The sequence below is a fragment of the Thermococcus alcaliphilus genome (assembly GCF_024054535.1).
Taxonomy (GTDB): Archaea; Methanobacteriota_B; Thermococci; order Thermococcales; family Thermococcaceae; genus Thermococcus_A; species Thermococcus_A alcaliphilus.
In genome coordinates this window covers 26,736-41,730 of record NZ_JAMXLV010000019.1, presented here as the reverse complement: position 1 = coordinate 41,730, position 14,995 = coordinate 26,736, and the positions used below count along the sequence as shown (strand labels likewise).

Sequence of the window (14,995 nt, the reverse complement as noted above, 5' to 3'; positions counted from 1 at the left end):
TCCCACTAAACATCGAAACCCTTAAATAGTTTACTCACAAGTAAATTACTGGTGAGTAAACAAATGTTCATAGACAGGAAGGATGAGCTGACCCTCCTTGAGGAGAGACTGAAGAGCGGGAAGGCGCAGTTCGTCGTGATCTACGGCAGGAGGAGGGTGGGAAAGACCGCCCTCATCCTTGAATTCCTAAGGCGACACGGCGGAGTTTACCTGCTTGCGAGGGAGACGAGCGAAGCTGAGAACCTCGAGCGCTTCTCCCTCCGCCTCGCTGAATACTTCAACGATTCATTCCTCAAAAAGAACCCCCTGCGGAGCTGGGACGCGTTCTTCGAGTACCTCTCAACTAAGGCCGAAAAGCCCCTCATCATAGCCATAGACGAGTTCCCCTACCTCGTGAAGGGAAACAAAGCCCTGCCCTCAATCCTCCAGGAGTACTGGGAGATGAGACTCTCGAAGGGGAAGGTATTTCTAATAATCTCCGGCTCAAGCGTCTCGATGATGGAGAGGCTCTTGGGCTACAAGAGCCCGCTCTACGGCAGAAGAACCGCTCAGCTCAAGCTTAAGCCCCTCGACTTCTTCAATGCAAGAGAGTTCCTTCCAAAATACTCGCTTGAGGACTTTGTAAGGGTCTATGGGATTTTAGGAGGCACGCCGGCCTACCTCCTTGAGTTCAGCGATGAAAAAAGCATTGAGGAGAACCTTAAGGGGTACTTCCGCGTTGATTCATTCCTCTATGGCGATGCGCTCTTCGTCCTCCGTGAGGAGCTTGACGAGCCGAGGAACTACTTTGCCATAATGGAGGCGATAGCTAGGGGAAAGACAACGCTCGGGGAGATAGTGAACGATACTGGCCTTGAGAGGGCCACCGTCGGAAAGTATCTCAGCGTGCTCATAGACCTCGACCTCGTGAGGAGGGAACTGCCCGTAACGGCGAGTAGAAAGAGCAGGAAGGGGAGATACTACATAGCGGACAACTACTTTGCCTTCTGGTTCCGCTACGTTTACCCCAACGCCGACATGATCGAGAGCGGCAGCGGGGAGCTTCTCGTTGATGCCGTCATGGCCGACATAGACCACTACACAGGGGGAGTGTTTGAAGGTGTGGCCAGGGAGTTCCTCCTGAGGTTGAACAGGAGTGGTGAGCTTCCGTTTAAGTTCACCAGGATTGGAAGGTGGTGGCACAAGGAAGAGGAGATTGACCTCGTTGCCCTCAACGAGCGTGAGAAGAAGGCGCTCTTCGTCGAGGTCAAGTGGAAAAACCTCAAAGAGAGGGAAGCGAGGGGGATTTTGAGGGACTTGGAGAGGAAGGCAGAACTTGTGGGTCTCGATGGATGGGGGAAGAGCTATGGACTTGTCGCTAAAAGTGTCGAGGAGAAGGAGGGACTTAGAGAGGAGGGGTTCTTAGTGTGGGACTTGGATGACATCGAGGAAGCGGCCCAGTGAGGTGAGCTCTCCGGGTCGTTCGAAAACGTTTTTAGGAATGGGGAGTAGATGAACTAAGCTGGAGTTAGTAACGGGAGAAATACCTGAAATATCGATAAACGCAGTTCCGTGAGGGGGGTAAAAATGCTCATAAAGCCGACCAAATACAGGGACGACCCAAAAATGGTGGCATTCCTCAGGAACTTCTTTACGATCAGCGAAGGGGCCGCCAAAATGTGGGGGCAACTCCTCGAATATACCCACCCAGAGGGGAGAAAAGCGCTCGAAAAATACAAGGAAATTGAAAAAAACGCGGATTTGGGGCAGCATCAATTGTTGGGACACCTGTTGTAAAGCACGACATCGCATCTGCCACAAAGCTGACGCTCTGGTTTAAGATCTTTGCAGAGGCAGCAGCAAGCGTGCTGGACGCTGATCCGCACAAAGTACTAACCATATTACTACTGGAAGGTGTGGATAAACGTCTGCTACAGTGGAAACACAACAGCGAAGATCCGCTTGGAGTCAACTGGGATTCTATTAAAACGGCACTTAAAGAAAGCAAGTATACCAAAAAATATTTTGGAAGAAAGGTAACAGACGAGGACCTGCAAAAGCTGGAGGAAATAGCAAAGGTCACGGCAAAACTCGTGGATGCGTGGGTACCAGACGATGAGGAGAGGGCAAAGGCATGGCTAAATCTTGGAAAAAATTACAACGACCTAAAGAAGTTCATAGAGGAGTTTGCGAAAGATCCCGAAAAAACGATGCAGTACCTGAACGAGCTAAGAAACGTGATGCACAAATACATCGGCAAGAAGGGGCTCCAGCCTGTGGGGAGCGCACCGCCGGAGCTGGAGGGCCTGAGCGAAATGAGGGCCATGCTTGAGGAGATCCTCCGGAGGCTGGAAAGAATAGAAAGAAGGATAGAAGCCATAGAGGAGGCCCTAAAGAACAAGCGCATGTAATTGCTGGACTTTGAGATCTTAAAATAAAAAGAATCATAGCAAAGATCAGCGGGGAAAGCTGAAAACCGAGGAAAGAAAAACACTTCGTCCATCGAAAAGCTCCAATGAAAGGCATCTTTTCCAACAGAGATATAAAGGTGAACTCTCAATAGCCCTTAGGTGATAGTATGAAGCTCCTCATTATGGCACCATGCCTCCTCAGCCCCTTCTACGTTTATCGAGGAGCAAAGGAAAAAGAGTACAAGACAAGTGAAAAGCTCCTAAGCTTTCTTGCAGAGCACAAAGGGAAGATGAAAATTTTAACCTATCCCTGCCCAGAATATGAGCTCATAGGCTGGCCAAGGCCTCCGATGAGCAAAGAAGTTTTTGAAAAGCTTGGAATGAGAGAAAAAGCCGAAAACATTGCGGACTTCATTGGGAGAGTTTTAACGGAAGAAAAGCCCGAAAAAATAGTCTTTCTTGGAGTTAAGGGCTCGCCAACGTGTGGAGTATTTCACACAACCTCCAGCAACCCAGAGACATTTCCTTACAAAGCTATCCAAGAGTTCTTTTATCTGCCAAAGGAAGAGAGAATAAAGAGATCAAAAGAGCTGATGAAAGAACAAGGCTTTGAGGTAGTTCAAGGAGAAGGTGTGCTATTTGAAGTCCTAAAGAGAAGATTCCCGGATGCCGTTTATCTAGAATTTGATAAAGACAGCATTGAGGAAAGCATTGAAAAGCTGAAGGAAGCTGTGGAGGGATTATGATGAGCGCTATCATTGTTTACGTCTCTATCCACCACAAAAACACGGAAAAGATAGTCAAAGCAATAGCAGAAGTTCTTAATGCAGAGCTCGTCAAGCCATGGGAAGTAAAACCTGAAGAACTCCTGAAATATGATCTCATAGGGTTTGGCTCCGGCATCTACTACTGGAAGCACCATAGGGCGCTCTTTAAGCTTATAGATAACCTTCCAGAAGTGAAAGGGAAGAAAGCATTTATTTTCTCGACAGCAGGGATAAATATCCCATTTATCAACCACAGGAAGCTAAGAAGGGCTTTAAGGAGGAAAGGATTTGAAATAGTTGGAGAGTTCTCCTGCAGGGGCTGGGACACCAACGGATGGCTAGAGAAGATTGGAGGAATTAGTAAGGGGCATCCAAATGAAAAGGATTTGGAAAGGGCAAGAAGGTTTGCAAAAAGGTTAGCCTCACTTCAGCGAGACCAAGATAGCGCCGATAACTATTAATAAAGCCCCAATAAAAGCCCTCAAAGTTACCTCTTCTCCAAGCAAAAGCCATGCAAACGCTATTGCAAAGACCACACTAGTCCTGTCTATAGCCACAACAGCTTTAACAGTCCCCGTTTTTAGTGCCAAAAAGTAGAAAAGCCAAGAAAGCGCCCCAGCAACGCCAGACAATACTATAAAGGCAAATTGCTTTGAAGTTATTCCTCCTTTCAGCTTTCCTTGAAAGGCTGAGACCAGAAGCAGAAACATAAACATGATAAACGCCCTAATCGTAGTGGCCAGAGTTGAATCTATCCCCTCAAGACCAATTTTTCCAAATATCGCAACCAAAGCGGCAAATATAGCGGATAAAATAGCATAAAATATGTAAATGGGAATTTCCAAGTCTAAGCCTCCCTTATAGCCCTTTCCACAAGTTCTTTCGCTTTGTTCATCAACTCCTTTGCCTTTTCCTCTGTGTGTGCCTCAAGGGTTATGCGCATTATCGGCTCGGTTCCACTAGGCCTGAAAAGGATCCACCACTCGTCGTTTTCAATCCTTACCCCATCGATGTCGATCAGTCTTTTGTAGTCAAAGGTCTCCAGAGCTTCCTTGGCTATGAGCTCCATTGCCTTTGCCTTTTTCTCATTGGGACATGGGATTTTAGCCCTCAAAGTTACATATCTTGGCACTTCTTTAGCCAGCTCGCTTATTGGGCCGAGTTTGTCAATCATCTCCAGAACCAAAGCCCCAGCAAATATTCCATCAGGGGTAAGGTTCCATTGCGGAATTATCCAGGTTCCAGAGGGCTCTCCCCCAAAGATTGCTTTTTCCCTCATTATTCCTTCCGCAACTGCAACATCTCCAACCCTTACCCTAACAACTTCTCCACCCAAAGGTTTAACGTAATCATCCAAGGCAAAACCGGCATCAACTGTGGTGATAATCTTTCCCTTTCCAAACTTTCTAAGCATGTAGCCGCTTATGAGGGAGAGCATAACCTCATACTCTACAAAGTTCCCCTGATCGTCAACAACACCAATCCTGTCGGCATCTCCATCATGTGCTATGCCGACATCAGCCCCAAGGGACTTGACAGCCCTCGAAAGGGCTGAAAGGCTTTTAGCATTTGGCTCAAGTTCCCTCACAAAAAATCCAGATGGGTGGGAGTTGAGTGAGACAACCTTATTTCCAAGCTCCCTCTGAAGATAGGGCGAAACTATGCTCCCGGCGCCGTTTCCACAGTCAACAACAACCTTATAGCTTTTTGAAAGTTCCACCATTTCGAGGGCTTTTTTTATGTACTCCCTTTTTGGATCAGCCTTTGTCAGCTTCCCTATTCTATCCCAAGATGCCTGCTGGAACTTCTCCTCTTCAAGAATTCTCTCCAGCTCACTCTCCATCTCGCTTGTATAGGCCATTCCATTCGGCTGCCACACCTTTATGCCGTTGTATTGGGGAGGATTGTGAGAAGCGGTAATAGTCACTCCTGCATCGGCCTCATAGAGCCTTATTGCAAAGCCCGTTAATGGAGTGGGAGAAAGGCCGATGTCAATAACATCCACTCCAGTGCTCAAAAGACCTGAGATTAGGGCGTTTTTAAGCATCTCGCCGCTAGTTCTAGTGTCCATCCCGACAACTACTCTCCCCTCGCCAAGGAAAGTCCCTAATGCCTTTCCGACCTTCAGAGCGAGATCCGGGGTTAATTTCTCATTAACGACTTCCCTTATACCACTCGTCCCAAAGTACTTCCCCATGAGAATCACCCTATGAACGCTAAACACTAAGAAGTACGAGGCTAAGTTAAAAGATTTTTTATTTCATCTCTCTCAAAATCTCCTCACGTAGGTTTTCTTTTTAACGACTCTACCCTCTTCAAGCTTATAAACGTCAACTCTATCCATTCCCATAGTCTCACGCTTGTAAGCGACCAGATAATCCACTAAATCCTTGAGGGCATATCTAAAAAGGGAATCTCTGAAGTACTTGGGCTCGTATATAAGGATAAGCTTATCCCTATGTTCTGCTATGAACGAATAATACTTGGCTCTCTCTGATTTTGGTCTGGAGAGAAGTGAATAGACCACATACCCGTCAAATTCAAATCCTTCTTCAATGCCCCCTATAAAGACTTTCTCTGGGTAATTCACCTCAAAAGGGAGGTATTCCACAAGGAAAACTTTACCTTTAGAAAGCCATAGGTTGAGAAATATCCTTGCGAGCTTCTTGGCATCCCCCGTAAGTAAAATCACACCCCTTTCAAGGCTCGCTATCTCTTTAAGCATATCACTCCCTCACTCAGTAGAATTAAACCCTTTAAAAACCTGAGGCAGTTGCCCAAAAATGACCATAAAGTATATATTCTTATTGTTCTCACTCTCATACGATAACTCCCCATGGAGGTCGATCTAATGAAGAATAGAGGATTAGCAGTGTTTTTAGTAGGAATTTTACTATTTAGCGTTGCTGTAAGTGGCTGTATTGGCGGAGGAGGAAAGACAGAAACACAAACAAGCACTCCCCAATACGCGGGAAAAATTGCAGTGGTTTATGATGTCGGTGGAAGAGGTGATCTTAGCTTCAACGATATGGCATACCTAGGTGCTTCAAGGGCTGCAAAGGACTTCAACCTTGAACTTAAGGAAGTACAAAGCAACAGTGAATCCGATTACTTGCCAAACCTCAGAAGCTTAGCCCAAAAGGGAGAATACGACATCATTATCGCAGTTGGATTTATGATGACCGATGCAATAAAGCAAGTAGCAGATGAGTTCCCCAACCAAAAGTTCGCCATAGTTGATGGATTTGTCCCAGACAAGCCAAATGTCGTGAGCATTCTCTTCAAAGAAAACGAGGGCTCTGCTTTAATTGGAGCTTTAGCCGGTTTAATTGCAGCTAACGACGGCAAAGACAAAGTTGGAGCTGTTCTTGGTATTGAAATCCCAGTGCTCTATAAATTCGAAGGTGGATACAGGTTTGGTGTTGCTTGGGCCGAAGATTACTACAAGCAAAAGACTGGAAAAGAGGTTAACATTGACATCTTATACACTTACACCGGTTCATTCACAGACCCGGCAAAGGGTAAAACAGCCGCTCAAGCCCAGCTCGGACAGGGAGCTTGGGTGATTTACCAAATAGCTGGTGCAGTAGGATTGGGTGTCTTCGATGCCGTCTATGAGTACCTCCAGAGCCAAGGAAAAGACATGGGGCCACCGTTTGCAGTAGGTGTCGACTCAGCTCAAGATTGGATTAAACCGGGAGTTATAATCGCTTCAATGATGAAGAGAGTTGATGTAGGTGTATACAAGGCTGTAGAGATGGCCGTCAAGGGCAACTGGCAAGGAGGAATAATGGAGCTTGGACTAAAAGAAGGTGGTGTTGGGGTAAGCACTATCGACGATGTCAAAGAGATGTTTAACTCACTGCCAGAGGAAACCAAGAAGCAGAAGCTCAAGGAGCTCGGCTTTACCAGCGAAGATGAGCTATTTGCCAAGCTCGAGGAGACAAGAAAGCAAGTTCCAGACTGGATCTGGAATGCAGTAAAAGAACTTGAAGAGAAAATCAAGAGCGGAGAGATAAAGGTTCCAATGGCAACCACAAAAGACCAGATAGAAGCCTTAAGAAACGCCCAAACATGGCAGGAAATGGAGGAGTTAGCAAAGCAGTGGGAAAGCGGCTGATTTCTCCTTTCTATTTTAAATTTTACAGCTTCTTGGGGGTGCATTTATGGAAGAAGTTCCAATTATCGAGATGAAAGGGATCGTCAAGATATATCCAGACGGAACAAAGGCTTTGAAAGGTGTTGATTTTTCCGTAAAAAAAGGTGAGATTCACGGTTTGTTGGGTGAGAATGGAGCTGGAAAAACAACTTTAATGAAAATACTCTCTGGAATGCTCCATCCAACAGAGGGTAAAATCTTTGTTAATGGTAAAGAAGTGAGATTTAAGAGCCCCGCAGATGCTCTTGCGAATGGAATTGGGATGGTTCATCAGCATTTTACTCTCGTTGATGTTTTTGATGGTCTTCATAATATTATACTTGGAATGGAAGGCCACGGGCTTTTCTCAAAGATAGATGTTGAGAAAGCAAAGGAGAAGTTACAAAAACTTATGGATGAGCTGAACTTTCAAGTTCCCCTTGATGTACCCGTCGAAAACCTTCCGGTGGGCGTTCAGCAGAGAATCGAGATATTAAAAACCCTATATAGAGATGTTGATGTTCTCATTTTGGATGAGCCAACTGCAGTGTTAACACCAATAGAGGTCAAGGAGCTCTTTGATGTTCTTAGAAAGCTAAAAGCACAGGGTACAACGATAATATTCATAAGCCACAAGCTAAGAGAGGTCATGGAGATAACCGACAGGGTAACCGTTCTGAGAAAGGGGGAAGTAATAGGAACCGTCAACACAAGCGAGACATCTCCAAAAGAACTCGCCAAAATGATGGTTGGGAGAGAAGTTGTTCTCAGGATAGAGAAACCACCAAAAGAAGCTGGGAAACCCGTTCTTGAGGTAAGGGATCTATGGGTAAAGGGGGACAGAGGCGAAGATGCAGTAAAAGGGCTGACATTTGAAGTGAGGGCAGGGGAAATATTCGGAATAGCTGGTGTAGAGGGCAACGGACAAACCGAGCTTATAGAAGCGATAAGCGGGTTAAGGAGAATAGAAAAGGGTAAGGTAATCCTCAACGGCAAAGATATAACTGGTAGACCACCAAGGGAGCTCTATGATCTCGGAGTGGCACATATTCCAGAGGACAGAATCCATATGGGACTAGTCACAGAAATGAGTGTAGCCGAAAATTCAATTCTCGGGCTCCACTGGAGAGAGACTTTTAGAGGGCCGTTGGGACTTATAAGGTGGGACAAGGTTAAAGAACATGCGGCAAAGCTCGTGAAGGATTTTGAAGTTGTTGTCCCAAGTATAGAGGCTCCCGTAAAGAGCCTGAGCGGAGGAAACCAGCAAAAGCTCATAGTTGCAAGGGAAGTCAGCAAAGAGCCCGAATTTATAATCGCATCTCAACCAACGAGAGGTGTAGACGTCGCGTCAACCGAGTACATAAGAAACTACCTGATAAAGCTTAGAAACGAAAACAAGGCCGTTCTTCTGGTTTCTGCTGATCTCGACGAAGTACTGCAACTCAGTGATAGAATGGCGATAATCTATGAGGGCGAATTTGTAGGCATAGTAAAGCCTGAAGAGGTTACCGAAGAGCAAATAGGACTAATGATGGGAGGTATCAAGCATGAGAGTTGACATCAAAGGATTCGCAAAGCCACTTGTAGAGAGCCTGATAGCGATAGTGATTGGAATTGTAGTTGGAGGAATTATACTAGCGTTCTCAGGCTACAGCCCAGTTAAGGCTTACGTGGCACTTTTTGACGGAGCCGTAGGCTCAAAGTACGGATGGGCCATGACACTAAGTGCAGCAACCCCCATAATATTAACCGCTTTGACCTTTGGGATAGGAGCGAGAACAGGACTTTTTAACATTGGTGGGGAAGGTACAGTATATTTTGGAGCTATAGCGGCAATCCTGCTAACAAACCTCTGGGGAAACATTTTAATGGGCCTTCTTGGTGGAATAATAGCAGGAATCGCATGGATGGCAATTCCTGCCTTCCTAAAGGTTCTAAGAGGAGTAAATGAAGTTGTATCTACAATCATGCTCAACTGGATGGCCTACTTCATAGCCCTCTACATAGTCCTGCAAAAAATACCAAATCCCGAAGATCCAAATAAGACAATAGCAGTCCCGGCTAGTGCAAGGTTTCCGATAATAATGAAAGGAAGTGAGCTTTCATGGGCCTTTGCGATTTCGGTAATAGCAGCCCTCATCACATACTACATCCTCTGGCACACTGAGTTGGGGTATGAACTTAGAGTAAGCGGATACAATGAGAGAGCAGCTCGTTATGGTGGAATAAACCCAAAGAAAGCAGTTATATGGTCTTTCCTACTTGGAGGTATTATGAGCGGCCTTGCCGGAGCAACGGAAGTCATGGGAAGACCTCCAAGCTATGCAATAAGCCAAGGAATGGCGAACATCTACGGCTACGGATTTGATGGAATAGGTGTTTCCTTAGTAGGAAGAAATCACCCGCTTGGAATAATATTCAGCGGTATATTCTTTGGAATGCTTAAAGCTGGAGCCACAGCTATGCAGATTGAAGCAGGAGTCCCGTTAGAGATGGTGAGAATGGTTCAGGGTGTGATAGTTGTTGCCGTTGCAGTTCCAGGACTTTTAGACCTTCTAAAGAGGGTGGTGAGAAAATGATTGAGGCAGTCATTTCAACACTTATAGGAGCACTAACGGCAATGGTTCCACTGGTGCTTACAAGCGTGGGGGCTGTAGTGAGCGAGAGAGCCGGTGTTGTAAACATAGGATATGAGGGAATACTCCTCATGAGCGCCTTCTTTGGAGCAATATTCGCAGAAATAACAGGAAGTCCATGGATCGGCCTTCTTGGTGGGGCTTTTATAGGGATGCTTCTAGGGATGCTCCACGGATTTATTACCGTCTATCTAAAGGGAGATCATGTGATTCCGGGTATCGGAGTTAACCTTCTTGCATTAGGTGTTGTAGCCTTTGGAATTCCAGCATACTGGGGAACTGCAGGTCAGCATCAAGTTCCGACGAACTTCAGGGTTACACCGATAATAAACACCCCCTACGGAAGTCTAAGTCCAATGGTTCTCGTGACAATTGCCATAGCAATCTTAACCCACTGGGTTCTCTTCAGAACTCCACTAGGACTTAGAATAAGAGCGGTAGGTGAAAATCCGGAAGCAGCGGATGCACTAGGTATAAACGTTGAGCGCTATAGATTTCTAGCCACAGTGTATGGAGCAACGCTTGCAGGACTTGGCGGGGCATTCATGAGTGTAGACTGGCTTGGAACGGTCACAAAGCAGCTTTCAGCAGGCAGAGGATTTATCGCCCTGGCAAATATGGTGTTCAGCGGATGGAACCCGTTAAGGGCTCTCCTTGGAGGATTCATTTTCGGATTCTTCGACAACCTCTCAGTATGGGTAAGAACGAATCCAGAGGTTCAGAGAATCATTCCATGGCAGTTTGTTGCTACACTTCCATACCTAGTGACATTAATCATTGTGGCAGGAATAATAGGAAAAGTAAGGCCTCCAAAGGCCGATGGAAAGCCCTACAAGAGAGAGTGAACTCTCTTAATTTTTTATTATTACACCGAGAGCTGTCCCAAGGGTAATGCCTACCACAAGGGCAAGGAGAATATACGTTGTGTTGAGGTTTGTTTGCTGGAATGTCTGCCCTTGCTCCGGAGCATAGCTTCTAAATGCGGATGCTATATTGGCAGAATTTTGGGCTAAAACTTCGGTATAATCCCTCCCACTCCACATAACAGAAACTTTGACCACTGGGATTCCTGTTCTTTTTGAAAGCTCAAGGGCAGCACTTTTCAAAGGTTCTGGAGATTCCTCCGAGTAAACTATTACATCAACCGTTTTTGCAACAGTAAGGAGCTCATCCACACTCTTAGCTGGGACTTCTTCTTCAGGTTTTATAGAGTCAACCGCTATAATTCCCATCCACTCCAAAGTATACTGTTGAGAGGGGAGCTCTATCAATGCCTTCTTCCCTTCCAAGCCCAATTTTTGATATGCTAAGACAATCCCTTCGAGTTTTGCCTCAAACTCTGAAAACCGAGAATCCAGGGAAGTGTATGCAGGGGAGTTAGCTAAAGCATCCTTTACGGCTTCAGCTATGGCAAGGGCATTATAGGGGTCAAGCCAAATGCCGTGAAGATTGTACTTGTTGTTGTACCACCTCTCAGGGAGATAGCGAAAGCCGTATCTTTGATAATCCTCTATCCCAAGAACCTTACCTTTCAAGATGCCTTCTCGCTTGAGCTCCTCTATTTTTTCTTCAGCTGGCAAGTGACCAATTGTAACTACAACATCTGCCCTTTGAATCTCCTCAATCTGATCCGGTGTAAGCTGGTATTGATGAGGATCAACTCCAAGAGGAACGAGGTATTCCACCTGAACGGTATCTCCAAAGGCTTCCCTAAGTATCTCTGCTATTGGGGCTATGCTCGTGACCACTAAAGGCTTCTCCTGAGCGGTAGTTAATGGAGCTAGAAAAAGGATAAGTACAAACAGTATTACCATTCTCTTCATTTTAGGTCACCCTAACAAAGTTGGAGCATGGTATTTTAAAGTTTTGCAGAGAGTTTAAATATATCGAATGAAAAATTAGTGTGATGCATATGAAGCGCAGGCTCTTGGCACTCCTGCTTATCTTTCTCCTGGCTCCAAACGTTAGTGCGTATCAGTTCCAGCGGAATAGTGTTCTAATAAAGATAAACCCAAATGAAGAGCTCCTATCGATTGTTTACTACCTTGCATTTGGTCACGATGAGTTCGTCCTCAATAGAGAGGGGTACATCAACGATGTAAAACACTGGTTTTGGAAATACAGAAACCACAGGGCGGTAGAGATACTTAGGGAATATTTCAAGGATGCAAAGACTATTCCAGAGAGGGACTATAGGCTATTCATCATTGACGCGTACCTTCTGCAGTTCTCAGAGCCACCGAAGATGGAGAGGATCTACACTGAATGGCAGGATCAAGAGCTTGACGAAATAGTGGACGCCCTGAGGGAGTTTTCCCAAGATACAAACTTCATGGAATTCTTTAGGAGCCATGAGAATTACTACAATGAAGACCTAGAAGTTTATGCTTCTGCCATAACTCTACTCCCACCAGATGAGTTCATGGAACCATATATGAACTTGACCAACGTTCGCTTCGAGTTTCATTTTCCATATCTGGTCTGCATTCATGGACACAGCTTTAGGGAAAAAGTGAATGAGACTGTAATTTATGGCTCCGGAGGAATGCTTCCATTGGTCAGAAGAAACCCTCCCAAAACATACTGGGGATTTCTTAGGGCAAAGGATACAATTTTTGGGCTTCCGCTAAACAGTGTTTATGTGAACAATTCAGAATTTGACAAATTGTGGATTCTGGAGTTCATATACCACGAACTTGGGCACGACCTAACTACAGCCAAGCTCAACGAGTATTACGGGTACAAAGTAAAGCCTCTCAAATACCTTGAAGACACCATAGAGGAGGACATGCCTTACTTGGCAACCTATGACATACACTTTTGGAGCGATACAACCATGATATACGAAAGCTTTGCAGATGCCTGGGCGTACTTTGCCCTAAGCGGAATAAACAAAGACTATGCCGAGCTTTCCCTTCAGATGGAGAAAGCATGGGGAGAATTTTGGATCGAGGATGTTGTAAAGCTATACAAAAAATATGCCAAGATTGCCGTTGAGAATAACAGGCCCTTGGAGGAGTACATCTTCAATATGTTAACAGAGTTGGCCCATATGGTGCCTGAAAGTGAAGCAAAAGCCCTTTATGAAGAAAAAGTACCGGTAACTCCATTGAGAGCACTGGATGATGGAGTGAAGGAGGGAGAAATAATCATAGTTTACGGCACACAGAACCCCGACAAAAATGGTGTGGATTATGATAGAGAAACAGCCGAAATAGTTAAAGATTATCTCCAGAGGTTCTACTCTCAGTGGATGGGAGAGGTAAAAGTCGAAATAAAGAGCGATGTGGAGATAACTAAGGAAGATTTAGAGAAGGATATGATCCTCATAGGTGGTCCTTTGAGTAATAAAGTTGTGGATCAACTGGATGAGGACTTCCCCTTAAGATTTGTGCTCTCAAACGGAACATGGATTTTGGAGAAAAATGCCGAATTCGAAAACGTCAGAACGTTCTTAATAACGGATCAAAACATAAAAGAGATTGAATTCGCCGAAAAAACTTACAGCTCACCCTTTACATCCGTAATAATGGCAATAAGAAACCCATATCGGGAAGACAACTATATAATATGGATCGCCGGAGCAGATAGATATGGAACAAGAAAATACAAAAATCCAACATACTATCTAGTAAGCTATCAAGTATACGACGGAAGAGTCATTGAAGATGGATTTTATTTTTCTCTCAGAAAACCTGCCCTTTAGGAGGGTGCAGTAATTGAAGGGTAACCTTTAAAGAACCGAAACTCTTTTAAACTTTATATAGTAATAAGAAGCTTGAAGATGTCAAACTTAGAACCTGATGAGGCGAGGAGTTTAAGTGTCCCCTTCAAGCTGAAGGGGAGTGGACGCCGTAAGGCGTCCTTCAAAAAATTGTCCTCTCGGGTAGTCAAAAACTGAAGAAGGTTGTCAAAACGATAACCCCAAGTCCCCTTTGGGGATAGGGGTAATGGGGGCGAGACCGTCCCCTCGGGCTGAACCGAAACCGGCAGCGGGAGTAGGGAATGAGTTGCCCGTAAACCTTCCCGTCCTTAGCGAGGGATTAAAGCTTAGCCTCTCGCTAAAGGCGGGAAGGAGGTCAGTCCTGATGCCCGTTGCTCTTTCCATTCTTTATATAGGGCTTGCCTATTGCTATGCTGAAGCCTTTAAAGGAATCATCCTTCCGATGGAACTCTATGGCCAACGGCAAATTATTATCCTCGTTTATCACGATTCTAACGATTCTAGCACGCGAATGGTCATTTAAATATTCTTCTTTCAGCTCGTCATAATGTTCTAGGGCCTCGTTTATAACGTCCTCGTGCATATCGTAAATTTCTCTAGAGTAGTTGCTGTGCTCCCTTATTGATTTTATCATATCCTCCTTATCCAAGATATCACAACCTTAAGCTTTGCGCCAAGATTGCCCATCCCATTTAAATATTTTTCTCATCTGGGCAAACTTCAAAGCCTCCTCAAGCTTCTCCTTCGGAACCTCCATACCATGGAGCTCTTTAAACAGCTCAATTATTTCATCCGAAGTAAGGGCATCCTTCTCCTCAAACAGGTTGTTTACGAGGTTTATCATATCCTCAACAAAGTTCCACGGAAAGACTATCCATGCCCAATCAATCTCCTCTCCAAAGTAATCTGGCCTAAACTTTGAGGTTTTTATCGTCAAAAGAGTTGCAACTTTTATTTCAGCTGGATTTTTGCTCTCGACGTAGTTCTTTGCCAAGGTTAAGCTTTCTCCAGTGTCCGCTATGTCATCAACTATCAGGACTTTCTTGCCCTCAAAATTGTATTGCGTGCCGTACTTAAGTTTGGCTTTTCCGTCTGGAGTTGCCGTAACTCCCCAATGCTCCACTTTAACGCTCACAAGGTCTTTAACTCCCAAATAGTCGCAGTAAAGCCTTGCCGCAACCCAGCCGCCTCTTGCAAGGCCTACAATAACATCCGGCATCCAGCCTTCTTCAAGAACTTTAATTGCTCCTTCTTTAGCCCACTTCTCTATGTCGTCCCAAGAAGCCAGGTATGCTGGAAACTTCTTCATGATTTCCCTTACTGACGTTAATAAACAAGGA

At 45.1% G+C, this 14,995-nt stretch carries 16 protein-coding genes; 10 read left to right on the top strand and 6 right to left on the bottom strand.

The annotated features are described in order from the left end of the window. Positions 1 to 63: 63 nt before the first annotated feature. The 5 genes from NF859_RS03985 to NF859_RS03965 all read left to right on the top strand — a co-directional run bounded on the left by NF859_RS03985 (position 64) and on the right by NF859_RS03965 (position 3,618). Complete coding sequence (locus NF859_RS03985) at positions 64 to 1,443, top strand: ATP-binding protein (RefSeq protein WP_252743218.1); 1,380 nt, start codon at positions 64 to 66, stop codon at positions 1,441 to 1,443. A 123-nt stretch (positions 1,444 to 1,566) separates the two neighbouring features. Further along, positions 1,567 to 1,776, top strand: a complete 210-nt coding sequence (locus NF859_RS03980) for a hypothetical protein (protein ID WP_252743119.1) — start codon at positions 1,567 to 1,569, stop codon at positions 1,774 to 1,776. Between the two features lie 68 nt (positions 1,777 to 1,844). Beyond that, entirely contained in the window at positions 1,845 to 2,390 is a 546-nt protein-coding gene (locus NF859_RS03975; RefSeq protein ID WP_252743118.1) for a hypothetical protein, read from the top strand. A 167-nt stretch (positions 2,391 to 2,557) separates the two neighbouring features. Then, a complete protein-coding gene (locus NF859_RS03970) occupies positions 2,558 to 3,136 on the top strand; it encodes a hypothetical protein (RefSeq protein ID WP_252743117.1) in 579 nt (192 codons plus the stop codon). Continuing rightward, a complete protein-coding gene (locus NF859_RS03965; protein WP_252743116.1) occupies positions 3,136 to 3,618 on the top strand; it encodes a flavodoxin family protein in 483 nt (160 codons plus the stop codon). Before NF859_RS03970 ends, NF859_RS03965 begins: the two co-directional genes overlap by 1 nt. Here the strand turns inward: NF859_RS03965 and NF859_RS03960 are convergent. The 3 genes from NF859_RS03960 to NF859_RS03950 form a co-directional block, all read right to left on the bottom strand. Next, the gene (locus NF859_RS03960) at positions 3,580 to 4,002 is read right to left on the bottom strand and encodes an EamA family transporter (protein ID WP_252743115.1); all 423 of its coding nucleotides are present in this window, start codon (positions 4,000 to 4,002) and stop codon (positions 3,580 to 3,582) included. The genes NF859_RS03965 and NF859_RS03960 overlap by 39 nt on opposite strands. Positions 4,003 to 4,004: 2 nt before the next feature. After that, entirely contained in the window at positions 4,005 to 5,354 is a 1,350-nt protein-coding gene (gene glmM / locus NF859_RS03955) for a phosphoglucosamine mutase (RefSeq protein ID WP_252743114.1), read from the bottom strand. A 72-nt stretch (positions 5,355 to 5,426) separates the two neighbouring features. Next, complete coding sequence (locus tag NF859_RS03950) at positions 5,427 to 5,882, bottom strand: hypothetical protein (protein ID WP_252743113.1); 456 nt, start codon at positions 5,880 to 5,882, stop codon at positions 5,427 to 5,429. Positions 5,883 to 6,008: 126 nt separating this feature from the next. Between NF859_RS03950 and NF859_RS03945 the strand changes: the two genes are divergently transcribed. The 4 genes from NF859_RS03945 to NF859_RS03930 are packed head-to-tail and all read left to right on the top strand — an operon-like array spanning position 6,009 to position 10,776. Further along, a complete protein-coding gene (locus NF859_RS03945; protein ID WP_252743112.1) occupies positions 6,009 to 7,277 on the top strand; it encodes a BMP family lipoprotein in 1,269 nt (422 codons plus the stop codon). A gap of 46 nt (positions 7,278 to 7,323) precedes the next feature. Next, a complete protein-coding gene (locus NF859_RS03940; RefSeq protein ID WP_252743111.1) occupies positions 7,324 to 8,853 on the top strand; it encodes an ABC transporter ATP-binding protein in 1,530 nt (509 codons plus the stop codon). Further along, a complete protein-coding gene (locus NF859_RS03935; protein WP_252743110.1) occupies positions 8,843 to 9,874 on the top strand; it encodes an ABC transporter permease in 1,032 nt (343 codons plus the stop codon). The genes NF859_RS03940 and NF859_RS03935 overlap by 11 nt, the downstream gene beginning before the upstream one ends. Next, positions 9,871 to 10,776 carry an ABC transporter permease gene (locus tag NF859_RS03930; protein WP_004068173.1) on the top strand — a complete coding sequence of 302 codons (906 nt, stop codon included), beginning with the start codon at positions 9,871 to 9,873 and terminating at the stop codon, positions 10,774 to 10,776. The genes NF859_RS03935 and NF859_RS03930 overlap by 4 nt, the downstream gene beginning before the upstream one ends. A 6-nt stretch (positions 10,777 to 10,782) precedes the next feature. On the opposite strand, the gene NF859_RS03925 is transcribed toward NF859_RS03930, so the two are convergent. After that, a complete protein-coding gene (locus tag NF859_RS03925; protein ID WP_252743109.1) occupies positions 10,783 to 11,754 on the bottom strand; it encodes a metal ABC transporter solute-binding protein, Zn/Mn family in 972 nt (323 codons plus the stop codon). A gap of 83 nt (positions 11,755 to 11,837) precedes the next feature. On the opposite strand from NF859_RS03925, the gene NF859_RS03920 reads away from it, so the two are divergent. Next, positions 11,838 to 13,637, top strand: a complete 1,800-nt coding sequence (locus NF859_RS03920; protein WP_252743108.1) for a DUF4932 domain-containing protein — start codon at positions 11,838 to 11,840, stop codon at positions 13,635 to 13,637. A gap of 373 nt (positions 13,638 to 14,010) precedes the next feature. On the opposite strand, the gene NF859_RS03915 is transcribed toward NF859_RS03920, so the two are convergent. Next, positions 14,011 to 14,304, bottom strand: a complete 294-nt coding sequence (locus NF859_RS03915; protein ID WP_252743107.1) for a hypothetical protein — start codon at positions 14,302 to 14,304, stop codon at positions 14,011 to 14,013. A gap of 12 nt (positions 14,305 to 14,316) precedes the next feature. Beyond that, positions 14,317 to 14,964, bottom strand: coding sequence for a phosphoribosyltransferase (locus tag NF859_RS03910; RefSeq protein ID WP_087035864.1), 648 nt, complete (start codon positions 14,962 to 14,964; stop codon positions 14,317 to 14,319). Positions 14,965 to 14,995: the final 31 nt, after the last annotated feature.

Excerpts from the sequence above, each read along its gene's own strand:
- NF859_RS03930 (WP_004068173.1), top strand. The coding sequence starts at position 9,871 with ATGATTGAGGCAGTCATTTCAACACTTATAGGAGCACTAACGGCAATG.
- NF859_RS03920 (WP_252743108.1), top strand. The coding sequence starts at position 11,838 with ATGCATATGAAGCGCAGGCTCTTGGCACTCCTGCTTATCTTTCTCCTG.
- NF859_RS03985 (WP_252743218.1), top strand. The coding sequence starts at position 64 with ATGTTCATAGACAGGAAGGATGAGCTGACCCTCCTTGAGGAGAGACTG.
- NF859_RS03925 (WP_252743109.1), bottom strand. The coding sequence starts at position 11,754 with ATGAAGAGAATGGTAATACTGTTTGTACTTATCCTTTTTCTAGCTCCA.
- NF859_RS03940 (WP_252743111.1), top strand. The coding sequence starts at position 7,324 with ATGGAAGAAGTTCCAATTATCGAGATGAAAGGGATCGTCAAGATATAT.
- NF859_RS03945 (WP_252743112.1), top strand. The coding sequence starts at position 6,009 with ATGAAGAATAGAGGATTAGCAGTGTTTTTAGTAGGAATTTTACTATTT.
- NF859_RS03950 (WP_252743113.1), bottom strand. The coding sequence starts at position 5,882 with ATGCTTAAAGAGATAGCGAGCCTTGAAAGGGGTGTGATTTTACTTACG.
- NF859_RS03935 (WP_252743110.1), top strand. The coding sequence starts at position 8,843 with ATGAGAGTTGACATCAAAGGATTCGCAAAGCCACTTGTAGAGAGCCTG.
- NF859_RS03980 (WP_252743119.1), top strand. The coding sequence starts at position 1,567 with ATGCTCATAAAGCCGACCAAATACAGGGACGACCCAAAAATGGTGGCA.
- NF859_RS03965 (WP_252743116.1), top strand. The coding sequence starts at position 3,136 with ATGAGCGCTATCATTGTTTACGTCTCTATCCACCACAAAAACACGGAA.
- NF859_RS03970 (WP_252743117.1), top strand. The coding sequence starts at position 2,558 with ATGAAGCTCCTCATTATGGCACCATGCCTCCTCAGCCCCTTCTACGTT.
- glmM (WP_252743114.1), bottom strand. The coding sequence starts at position 5,354 with ATGGGGAAGTACTTTGGGACGAGTGGTATAAGGGAAGTCGTTAATGAG.
- NF859_RS03910 (WP_087035864.1), bottom strand. The coding sequence starts at position 14,964 with ATGAAGAAGTTTCCAGCATACCTGGCTTCTTGGGACGACATAGAGAAG.